A 249-nucleotide genomic window follows, 5' to 3' on the forward strand; every position below is an offset into this window, starting at 1 on the left:
GTCGGCGATCACGAGCAGACCGGCCGCGCGCGCCGCGGTGAGGATCTCCTCCAGCGCCGCATAGCCCGCGGACCCGTGCCGCTCGAAGAAGGCGATCTGCGGCTTGACGATGCCGATCCGCGGCGCGGCCGCGTCGACGACCCGCAGGCCGAACTCGCGCAGCCCCGCGGCGTCGTCGGCCAGCCCCCAGTCGCGCAGCAGCGGTGCGTGGGCGTCGATCCCGACGCACAGCGGGCCGCGCTCGGCGAC

At 76.3% G+C, this 249-nt stretch carries 1 pseudogene; it reads right to left on the reverse strand.

Features of this window, described 5'->3' with window-relative positions:
* Positions 1-249: pseudogene (locus tag FJ658_RS15465) on the reverse strand (orotidine 5'-phosphate decarboxylase / HUMPS family protein); the annotation flags it as partial.

It is taken from the genome of Schumannella sp. 10F1B-5-1 (assembly GCF_006517535.1).
Taxonomy (GTDB): domain Bacteria; phylum Actinomycetota; class Actinomycetes; order Actinomycetales; family Microbacteriaceae; genus Schumannella.